8 protein-coding genes and 1 pseudogene are annotated in these 7,821 nt (G+C 69.7%); 7 read left to right on the top strand and 2 right to left on the bottom strand.

Features of this window, described 5'->3' with window-relative positions:
- Positions 1-231 (bottom strand): DUF5802 family protein (locus GJ633_RS11715; protein WP_156588972.1); only part of this gene is annotated, 231 nt, incomplete at its 3' end.
- Positions 232-486: 255 nt separating this feature from the next.
- On the opposite strand from GJ633_RS11715, the pseudogene GJ633_RS11710 reads away from it, so the two are divergent.
- Both GJ633_RS11710 and GJ633_RS11705 read left to right on the top strand, forming a co-directional pair.
- A pseudogene (locus GJ633_RS11710) lies at positions 487-986 on the top strand (DUF5813 family protein).
- Positions 987-1,072: 86 nt separating this feature from the next.
- Entirely contained in the window at positions 1,073-1,396 is a 324-nt protein-coding gene (locus GJ633_RS11705) for a hypothetical protein (protein WP_156588970.1), read from the top strand.
- Between the two features lie 37 nt (positions 1,397-1,433).
- Here GJ633_RS11705 and tmk read toward each other — a convergent pair whose 3' ends face one another.
- Complete coding sequence (gene tmk / locus GJ633_RS11700; protein ID WP_156588969.1) at positions 1,434-2,027, bottom strand: dTMP kinase; 594 nt, start codon at positions 2,025-2,027, stop codon at positions 1,434-1,436.
- 284 nt (positions 2,028-2,311) lie between these two features.
- Between tmk and GJ633_RS11695 the strand changes: the two genes are divergently transcribed.
- The 5 genes from GJ633_RS11695 to cofC all read left to right on the top strand — a co-directional run bounded on the left by GJ633_RS11695 (position 2,312) and on the right by cofC (position 7,806).
- Positions 2,312-3,658: a hemolysin family protein gene (locus GJ633_RS11695; RefSeq protein ID WP_156588968.1), complete on the top strand. Its 1,347-nt coding sequence runs from the start codon at positions 2,312-2,314 to the stop codon at positions 3,656-3,658.
- A 101-nt stretch (positions 3,659-3,759) separates the two neighbouring features.
- On the top strand, positions 3,760-4,629 hold the full coding sequence (locus tag GJ633_RS11690; protein ID WP_156588967.1) for a universal stress protein: 870 nt from the start codon (positions 3,760-3,762) through the stop codon (positions 4,627-4,629).
- Positions 4,630-4,800: 171 nt separating this feature from the next.
- On the top strand, positions 4,801-5,697 hold the full coding sequence (locus GJ633_RS11685) for a complex I NDUFA9 subunit family protein (RefSeq protein ID WP_156588966.1): 897 nt from the start codon (positions 4,801-4,803) through the stop codon (positions 5,695-5,697).
- Between the two features lie 199 nt (positions 5,698-5,896).
- Complete coding sequence (locus GJ633_RS11680; RefSeq protein ID WP_197431323.1) at positions 5,897-7,075, top strand: tubulin/FtsZ family protein; 1,179 nt, start codon at positions 5,897-5,899, stop codon at positions 7,073-7,075.
- A 14-nt stretch (positions 7,076-7,089) separates the two neighbouring features.
- Positions 7,090-7,806: a 2-phospho-L-lactate guanylyltransferase gene (gene cofC, locus GJ633_RS11675; RefSeq protein ID WP_156588965.1), complete on the top strand. Its 717-nt coding sequence runs from the start codon at positions 7,090-7,092 to the stop codon at positions 7,804-7,806.
- The last annotated feature ends 15 nt before the right edge of the window (positions 7,807-7,821 follow it).

Genomic DNA, 7,821 nt, shown 5'->3' with positions numbered 1-7,821 from the left:
GGGGAGCGCGAGCGTGCCGCTGGGAACGTCCTCGTCGCCGCCAACGGGGATGTGCCCGCCCTCGACTTTCATCACGAGCGGCGCGTCGAGTCGCTCTACGCCCTCGCCGTCGGCGTACAGCTGCTCGTTGACGCGCTCGTGGTCGACCCGCTGGATGACGGCCCGGTCGCCGTCGTGGGGCTCAACGTACAGTTCCCCCAGGTAGTATCCGCTCGAGAATCGCTCGAACATTCTATGCATGTTATCATCTACCACGATAGCACATAAGTGTTTCTCGCAGTGATCGATCGTGAGGATCAGACGGCAAAAGCGGCACTGGAGGTCGGGGACCACGCGACAGAGATAGCGGCTCGGCGGCCGGCGACGGCGGGGAGCGAGGACCGAGCCCGACGACGGGGCGCTGTCGGGACCGAGCGCGGCGCGAGCGCCGACCCATCAACGACACAACACAACGCGCTTTTGAGGGCGTAGCGCTTCCGATCGGGCATGAGCGAGAGCGATATTTCCGGCCGCGTCCGCCGCGCCTTCGGCGACCACGGGTCCTTCGAGCCGGCGGCCGAGGACGACGCGTGGACCGCGGAGACGACCCCGTTCGACGCCGCGGTCCGTGCCGAGCCCGCCGCCGACGGCCGAGTTCGGTTCGCGGTGACCGTCCGGGTGCCGACGCTCTCGGCCGTCACGGCCGACGAGGTCGCGACGTGGTCGAGGAGGGCTGGGCGGAGACGTTCGAGCGCCGGGTCGTCGACGTCGGCGGCGTCACCCGCGGCGACCACGACTTCGATCCCAGCGTCGAGGCCGACGACGGCGATATCGTCGTGCGCTTCGAGCTGACCGAGATCAACGAGCGCCGCGGCGTCGACGACGCCGGCGCGCTGATCGACTTCGTCGAGGGGACCTACGTGCAGGGCGTGATCCCCGGCTACGAGTACACCGAACCCGTCTCGGGGCTGCTCTCGGCGGCCCGACAGCAGGGCGGCGGGACCTGACCGGGCCCCGCCCGTCGGGACGGCGACGGGAGCGCCGCCGACGCCGCAGGCGATAGGGGCAAATGCCGTGAGCCCCAACCGTACGTATGCTCGCGCTGTTCGGGTTCGTCAGCCTCCTCGGGCTCGTGGCGTTCCACACGCTCCTCGCCGGGGTGGCGACCCGCTTCTTCCGGCTCCGGCTGTCGACCGCGTGGGGGTCGGTGGTCTACACGGTCGTGTTGACGCCCATCCTCCTCTTCGTCTCGACGCTCGTGTTCACCGGCGCGCTCCCGGTCGGTACCGGCGTCGACGTTGGCAGCCCGACGCTGCTCGCGGGGCTGCTCATCGGGCTCCCGATCGTGCTCGGTGTAGCGATCGACTACCTCTACCTCACGCCCCCCGAGGAGTACGAACTGCCCGACACCCGGTGAACGACGGGATGCTCGCGCCGTCGGACCGATCTCAGACTCACTCTTCGAGTAGGTTCGCGACGATCGCCTCGGCCCGGTCGCTCACGTCGGCGGGGGGGAGCGTGGCGTCGATCCGGTGGAACCGGTCGGGCTCCGCGTCGATCAGCCGCTCGTAGTTCTCTCGGACCGCGGCGAGGTATCCGTCCCGCTCGAACTTGTTCGTCCGTCCCGAGCGCTCTGCGGCGGTGCGGGCGTCCAGGTCGAGGTAGATCGTCGCGTCCGGCCGCCGCGAGAAGGCGGCGTGAATCTCCCGGATGTACTCGAGCGGTCGGTCGATCCCGGCGTCGCTCGCGGCGAGCGTCGCGGCCTGGTACGCGAACCGCGAGTCGGAGTAACGGTCGGAGACGACGAGGTCGCCGTCGGCGAGGGCCGGCTCGACCGTCGACGAGAGGTGGTTCGCGTGGTCGGCGGTGTACAGGAACAGCTCCGCCAGCGGGTCGGCGTCGTCCGACTCGATCGACCGGTAGACCGCGTCGCCGTACCAGCTGTCGGTCGGCTCCCGGGTGAACGTCGCCGCGGGGAACCGCTCGCGGAGCGCCTCCCAGACGGTCGTCTTGCCGCTCCCGTCGAGCCCCTCCAGCGTGACCAGCATGGCCGTGGCTCCGACGCGCCGACGAATAAACGACCCGGGTCGGGGCGGCGCGCCGGCCGTGGAGCGTCGACGGCGGTGCACCAGCCGTGGAGCATCGACGGCGGCGGACCGACGGTGGAGCGCCGGCCGGCGCCTTCGGCGGCGCACGGAACGTCTGACCGAGGCCCGAGCCGCCCGAGGCGAGACGCACGGACCTGGTCGTGACGGAGCTTTTTACTGACCCCCGCCGAACGGCGGGACATGGTCGCCGACTGCGCTGTCGTCCGAGCGTCCGGGAGGAATCGATGGTAGACGTCGCGGTCTCCGTCGCGCGGGTGGTCGCAGCCCTCGTGCTGGTGGCGCTGAACGGCTTCTTCGTCGCGTCGGAGTTCGCCTTCGTCCGGGTCCGTTCGACGTCGGTCGAACAGCTCGTTGCGGAGGGACGCCCCGGCGCGGGAGCGCTCCAGGACGTCATGGCGAGCCTCGACGACTACCTCGCGGCGACACAGCTCGGGATCACGGTCGCGTCGCTCGGGCTCGGGTGGATCGGCGAGCCCGCGGTCGCGGCGCTCATCGAGCCGGTGCTCGGTCCGCTGCTCCCGGCGGGGCTCCTCCACCTCGTCGCGTTCGCGATCGGGTTCGGCGTCATCACCTTCCTCCACGTCGTGTTCGGCGAACTCGCGCCCAAGACGATCGCCATCGCGCAGGCGGAGCGCGCCTCGTTGGTGCTCGCGCCGCCGATGAAGCTCGCGTACTACGTGTTCGCGCCCGGCATCGTCGTGTTCAACGGCACCGCGAACGCCTTCACCCGGCTGATCGGCGTTCCGCCCGCCTCCGAGACCGACGAGACGCTCGAAGAGCGGGAGATCCGGCGAGTGCTCGCGCGCGCCGGCGAGGCCGGCCACGTCGCCGACGCGGAGGTCGAGATGATCGAGGGCGTCTTCGACCTCGACGACACCGTCGTCCGCGAGGTGATGGTCCCCCGCCCGGACGTGGTGAGCCTCCCGGCCGACAGCGACCTGCCGGCGATTCGGTCGACGGTACTGGAGGCGGAACACACCCGCTACCCGGTCGTGGCCGAGGACGACGCCGACCGCGTGGTCGGCTTCGTGGACGTGAAAGACGTGCTGCGCGCCGGCGAGGAGGACGACGACGCGGTCACCGCCGGCGAGCTCGCGCGGGAGGTGATCGTGGTCCCGGAGACGACGTCGATCCACGACCTCCTCGTGCAGTTCCGCGCCGAGCGACGGCAGATGGCCGTCGTCGTCGACGAGTGGGGGGCGTTCGAGGGGATCGTCACCGTCGAGGACCTCGTCGAGTCGCTCGTCGGGGACCTCCGCGACGAGTTCGACGCCGACCGCGGCGAACACACGATACGGACGGTCGACGATGGCGTGTACGAGGCCGACGGGTCGGTCTCGCTGTCGACCGTCAACGACACGCTCGGGACCGACTTCGCCGGCGACGGCTACGAGACCCTCGGCGGACTGGTGTTGGACCGGATCGGCCGCTCGCCGGAACGCGGCGACGTCGTCGAGGCGGGCGGCTGGACGTTCGAGGTCACCGCGGTCGACGGCGCCCGGATCTCAACCGTCCGGATCGGGGCCACCGGAGACGAAGCGGACGACGAGAGCGACTCTCGTTCGGTCTAATCCAAGGTCCGGTCGCACCGGGGGAGCTCAGTCGCGCCGGAGTCGAGTCTCTCGGGACCCGTCGCGGACATTTTTTGTTCTACCGCCGTGACGGGTAGCGCATGTTTGACCGCATCCTGTTCCCGACGGACGGGAGCGACGGGGCGAACGCGGCGTTCGACCACGTGCTGGACGTCGCCGCCGACCACGACGCGACCGTCCACGTCCTCAACGTGGCCGACACGACCCACGACAGCGTCACGCGAATCGGGCGAGAGGTGGTCGACGTCCTCGAGCGCGAGGGGAAGGGGATCGTCGAGTCCGTCGCCGACCGCGCCGCGGACCGGAACGTGGAGACGGTCACCGCGGTGCGACAGGGCGGCGTCCCGGAGACGATCGCGGCCTACGCGGACGAGTACGAGGCGGACCTGATCGGCATGCCCACGCGCGGCCGGGAGGGGCTCGATCAGCTGCTGCTCGGGAGCACCACGGAACGGGTCGTCCGGCGGGCGACGGTCCCCGTGCTCAGCGTCCGTCCCGACGGGACGGCACGCTACCCCTACCGCGACATCCTCGTGCCGACCGACGGCAGCGCGTGCGCGAGCGCCGCGCTCGACCGCGCGGTGGCTCTCGCGGCCCGGACGGACGCGACGGTCCACGTTCTCTCGATCGTCCCGGTGAACGACGTCGGGATCGGCGGATACTCGGGGGTCGACGCGCTCGTCGACGAGGCCGAAGACCGAGTCGCTGACGCGGCCGCGGTCGCGAGAGAGGCGGGCGTCGACGCGACCGAGACCGTCGAGGTCGGCACCTCGGCCGCCCGCGGGATCCGGGCCGCCGTTGCTGACCGCGACGTCGACCTCGTCGCGGTGGGAACCCACGGCCGCACCGGCGTCGGGCGCTACCTGCTCGGAAGCGTCGCCGAGCGGGTGGTACGGACGTCGCCGGTCCCCGTGTTGACGGTTCCCGATCCCGACGCCGACGAGGAGTGACCGGGCGATTCGGCTCGCTGACGTTCCCTCCACTGCTCTGATGTTCCCCCTACTGCTACCTGACCTCCCTCCACCCCGATCCCGCCGCTATCCCACCACTACCCGGCTTGTGTCGTGCGCGCGTCAGACGCCCACGGTAGGTTTACGGGGGTTGCCCGCCATGTGATGTCCATGGACGTGCTGGTAGCCGGAGGGACCGGGTTCATCGGGTCGTACCTCTGCGGGGCGCTCGTCGACGCGGGCCACGAGGTGACGGCGCTGTCCCGGTCACCGGGCGAGGGACCAGACGGCGTCGAGACGGCGACCGGGGAGGTCACGGACGCCGACTCGATCGCCGACGCGGTCGACGGACGCGACGCGGTGGTGAACCTCGTGGCGCTCTCGCCGCTCTTCGAGCCGAAGGGCGGGAACGTGATGCACGACCGGGTCCACCGCGGCGGCACCGCGAACCTCGTGCAGGCGGCCGAGGGAAGCGGCGTCGACCGCTTCGTCCAGTTGAGCGCGCTCGGCGCCGACCCCGACGGCGAGACCGCGTACATCCGCGCGAAGGGAGCGGCCGAAGCGATCGTCCGTGAGAGCGGTCTCGACTGGACCATCTTCCGTCCCTCGGTCGTCTTCGGCGACGGGGGCGAATTCGTCTCGTTCACCAAGCGGCTGAAGGGGATGTTCGCCCCCGGCGTCCCCCTGTACCCGCTGCCCGGCGGCGGGAAGACGCGGTTCCAGCCGATCCACGTCGAGGACCTCGTCCCGATGCTCGTCGCTGCGGTGGAGGACGACGAACACGTCGGCGAGACCTACGAAGTCGGCGGCCCGGAGACGCTGACGCTACGCGAGGTGACCGACCTCGTGTACGAGGCCGAAGGGCGGGACGTCACGATCGTTCCGCTGCCGATGCCGTTCGCGAAGGTCGGCCTCACGGTGTTAGGAGCCGTGCCGGGGTTCCCGATGGGACCGGACCAGTACCAGTCGCTGAAGTTCGACAACACGACCGCCGACAACGACGCGGTCGCGTTCGGCGTCGATCCCAGCGAGATGACCACCTTGTCGGCCTATCTCGGTGTCACATGACCGTACACGGGTCACCGGTCCGCACGACCGCAGACCGCACAGTCGCCGGTCGTCCACTCGCGGCCCGTCGCGTCGCACTCGAGATCACCGATCGGCTGCGAGAGTGGTCATCCATACGGATCTCAACGGTAATAACGCCAACCGAAGTTTTAAATAAGAGATCGCGTTCTGTTCTGTTCAAAGGCGGAGGGAGCACACGATGAAACTCGCAATGATTGGATTCGGGCAGGCGGGGGGTAAAGTCGTCGACAAGTTCCTGGAGTACGACAAGCGGACGGGGTCGGAGATCGTCCGGGCGGCCACCGCCGTGAACACGGCCAAGGCCGACCTGATGGGTCTCGAACACATCTCCGAGGAACAGCGCGTCCTCATCGGCCAGTCGCGCGTGAAGGGCCACGGCGTCGGCGCCGACAACGAACTGGGCGCGGAGATCGCCGAGGAGGACATCGACGAGGTACAGGGCGCGATCGACTCGATCCCGGTTCACGAGGTCGACGCGTTCCTCGTCGTCGCCGGACTCGGCGGCGGCACCGGCTCGGGGGGCGCTCCGGTGCTGGCGAAGCACCTCAAGCGGATCTACACCGAGCCCGTGTACGGACTCGGCATCCTGCCGGGCAGCGACGAGGGCGGGATCTACACGCTGAACGCGGCCCGCTCGTTCCAGACGTTCGTCCGCGAGGTGGACAACCTGATGGTGTTCGACAACGACGCCTGGCGGAAGACCGGCGAATCCGTCCAAGGGGGCTACGAGCAGATCAACGAAGAGATCGTCCGTCGATTCGGGATTCTCTTCGGTGCCGGCGAGATCAAGCAGGGCCAGGAGGTCGCCGAGAGCGTCGTCGACTCCTCGGAGATCATCAACACGCTCTCCGGCGGCGGCGTCTCGACCGTCGGATACGCCGAAGAGGAAGTCGAAGAGCGCAGCTCCGGCGGCCTCCTCTCGCGGCTCCGCAACGACGAGAACGAGGAGGAACTCGACACCGCGCACACGACGAACCGCATCACGAGCCTCGTCCGCAAGGCGGCGCTCGGGCGGCTCACGCTCCCGTGTGAGATCGAGGGGGCAGAGCGCGCGCTGCTCGTGCTCGCGGGACCGCCGCAGTACCTCAACCGGAAGGGGATAGAGCGCGGCCGCAAGTGGCTCGAAGAACAGACCGGATCGATGGAGGTCCGCGGCGGCGACTACCCGTACCGCGGCGCCGGGTTCGTCGCGTCCGTCATCCTGCTCGCGGGCGTCACCAACGTCCCCCGGATCAAGGAGCTACAGCAGGTCGCCATCGAGGCGCAGGACAACTTAGAGGAGATCCGCGACGAGAGCGAGGACAACCTCGAAGAACTCGTCAACGACGGCGAGGACGAGCTGGAATCGCTGTTCTGACCTGCCTTCTCCCGATGGAGGTCCTCGTTCCGTTCTCGACCGACAGACCGAAGTCCCGGCTCTCCGGCGTTCTGACGCCCGCAGAGCGGTCGTCGTTCGCGCACGTCATGCTCCGCGACGTCCTCGAGGCCGTCGACGCGGCCGGCGGCGAGCCGCAGGTACTCGCGACCGGCGACGTCGACGTCGACGCGCCGGTCACCGTGGACGAGCGCCCGTTGACGACGGCCGTGAACGCGGCGCTTACCAGGCATTTCGGCGGCGACGCGCGCGACGTTGACGCGGATGCCTCTCCCGAGGACGCGCGCGACGTGGATCTCCCCTCCAAAGACGAGGGCGACGCGAACGCCCCCGACCGTCCGGAACCCGTCGCCGTCGTCATGGCGGATCTAGCGCTCGCGACGCCGGACGCGACCGAGCGGCTCTTCGAGGCGGGGACGGCGGCCGAGGTCGCCGTCGCCCCCGGTCGGGGCGGCGGGACGAACGCGCTCGTCGTCTCACACCCCTCGTTCCGCGTCGACTACCACGGGGCCTCCTATCTCGACCACCGGCGGATCGCTGCGGAGATCGGCGCGAGCCTCCGCGTCGTCGACTCACACCGGCTCGCGACCGACATCGACGAACCCGCCGATCTCGCCGAGGTACTGCTCCACGGCGACGGCGCGGCGGCAGACTGGCTAGAAGAAGGCTGGCCAGAGCCTTATCCTACATCCCTATCTCTGAAGGGTCCGTGACGTCCTCCCCACCCT

This window comes from Halorubrum sp. CBA1125, from assembly GCF_009742825.1.
Classification (GTDB): Archaea; Halobacteriota; Halobacteria; order Halobacteriales; family Haloferacaceae; genus Halorubrum.
The sequence above is the reverse complement of the archived record's forward strand: the minus strand, read 5'-3'. Positions and strand labels throughout refer to the sequence as shown.

Coding starts and splice junctions, on each gene's coding strand:
- GJ633_RS11705 (WP_156588970.1), top strand. CDS start 1,073: ATGCTCGCGCTGTTCGGGTTCGTCAGCCTCCTCGGGCTCGTGGCGTTC.
- tmk (WP_156588969.1), bottom strand. CDS start 2,027: ATGCTGGTCACGCTGGAGGGGCTCGACGGGAGCGGCAAGACGACCGTC.
- GJ633_RS11695 (WP_156588968.1), top strand. CDS start 2,312: ATGGTAGACGTCGCGGTCTCCGTCGCGCGGGTGGTCGCAGCCCTCGTG.
- GJ633_RS11690 (WP_156588967.1), top strand. CDS start 3,760: ATGTTTGACCGCATCCTGTTCCCGACGGACGGGAGCGACGGGGCGAAC.
- GJ633_RS11685 (WP_156588966.1), top strand. CDS start 4,801: ATGGACGTGCTGGTAGCCGGAGGGACCGGGTTCATCGGGTCGTACCTC.
- GJ633_RS11680 (WP_197431323.1), top strand. CDS start 5,897: ATGAAACTCGCAATGATTGGATTCGGGCAGGCGGGGGGTAAAGTCGTC.
- cofC (WP_156588965.1), top strand. CDS start 7,090: ATGGAGGTCCTCGTTCCGTTCTCGACCGACAGACCGAAGTCCCGGCTC.